A 1,758-nucleotide genomic window follows, 5' to 3' on the forward strand; every position below is an offset into this window, starting at 1 on the left:
AGTAGCCGTCTCATAAGTCAATTATGAGACGGTTTTTTTATTGTGTTATTTTTTGAGTTATTAGCTACTTTTTTCAGATCAAAGCTACAAGTTTTGGTTGAACGTTGATTTGTGTATGCATCTATGTTCCCCGGTGTACTTTAGCATTAAACAACGATACAAAAAGCTTTACGCTTTCCATTTTTTTAAGTTGTGAGCGATGGAAAGCAACCCGACTTCTACTTCAGCCTTGCTTATCCCTTTCAATAAAAACCGTTTGAAGCCACGATTAGCTTTGATATGTGCAAATACGGGTTCTACATCGACGGGGCGTTGTTTACGATATTTAATGCCCTGCTGGGTATTAAGCCGCTGCTTAGCCTGCTGTTTGTATCTTCTTAGCTTATGGTTTACCTCGACTATGCGGTTGTCTTTGGCTTTATGGCATACACCCCGCATTGGACAACCCTGGCAGTTTTGAGCCTGATAAGCGCTTACAGTCTGCATATAGCCGGTTTTGGTTTTTCTCTGATGGTCACCGATATGTGTCATCCTCTGGCCTATCGGACATACCAGGAAGTTCCCCTGTTCATTGTAGTATAGATGATCGTTGCTAAAGGGTTTTATTCCTTCTTTTTGCTCCTTATCAAAGGTATTATACTTGATATAGGCTTCAATACATTTCTCCTTCAGCATTTCGTAGTTTTCATCTGACCCATAGCCCGCGTCGGCCACTACAGCTTCAGGTTTTTGAGCATACAGCGCTTCATACTGATCAAGATGAGGGGCAAGGGTCTGATAATCCGTGCTGCTTTGATGAAGTGAATAATTGAGAATGAACTGTTCCTGAGTACTGATCTGCAGGTTATAGGCTGGCTTAAGCTGTCCGTTGAGCATATGATCTTCCTTCATACGCATAAAGGTCGCATCAGGATCAGTCTTGGAATAGCTGTTTCTTTCCTGTAGGATTTCTTCCTGCTGCTGGTAACGTTCCAGGTTTTCCGGCCAGTTCTTTTTGGCATAATTCAGCTTTTGTTTCACCTTTTTACTGACTTGGGGCTTATCATCCAGGGCAGCGTCGATGCGGGCAACGGTCTGTTTGACCTTTTCAGGGTTGATCTCTTCAAAAGTTAAAGGGGAGGTATCTTTTAATTCTTCAGCTGCTATACCCTGGGCATATTGCCATAATTCATCCAACTGGGATTTGATCTTCTCTTTATTGGTCTTGATGCTTTTGCCCCATACAAAGCTGTAACGGTTAGCAGCTGACTCAATCTTTGTCCCATCAGTAAACACCGCCTCTTTCAAAGAAACAATCCCTTCCTGGTTGAGCAGTAGTACAATCTGGGAGAAGATCTCCTTTAAAACACCCGAAAGTTTATGGCTGCGAAAGCGGTTGATGGTATTATGGTCTGGCTTTTTCATGCCTAAAAGCCACATGAAATGAATGTTTTGCTGAGCCTGCTCTTCCAGCTTACGGGAGGAATACGTATTACTCAGGTAACCATAGACCAACAGTTTCAACATCAAACGGGGATGGAAGCTGGAGGCTCCGCCTCCTTTATATTTACGGTTGATCGGTTTAACATCTACCTGATCGACAACCTGTTTAACGATCCGAACCGGATGGCCTAAAGGCACTAACTCTTCCAGGCTATAAGGTAAAAATGTCGCCTGATCCGGATCATAGGGCTTAAAAACTACTTTTCCTGACATGACTTTAAATTACAAAAATTTCACATCAAAAAAAAGAAGCTGCCTCACTTTTGAGACAGCTTC

At 42.5% G+C, this 1,758-nt stretch carries 1 protein-coding gene; it reads right to left on the minus strand.

Annotated elements, in window-relative coordinates; genetic code table 11:
* Positions 1-168: 168 nt before the first annotated feature.
* Entirely contained in the window at positions 169-1,695 is a 1,527-nt protein-coding gene (locus tag BLS35_RS27445; protein ID WP_090787956.1) for an IS1182 family transposase, read from the minus strand.
* Positions 1,696-1,758 lie beyond the last annotated feature (63 nt).

Origin of the sequence: Pedobacter sp. ok626 (assembly GCF_900100435.1) — a bacterium.
In the GTDB taxonomy this organism is placed as follows: domain Bacteria; phylum Bacteroidota; class Bacteroidia; order Sphingobacteriales; family Sphingobacteriaceae; genus Pedobacter.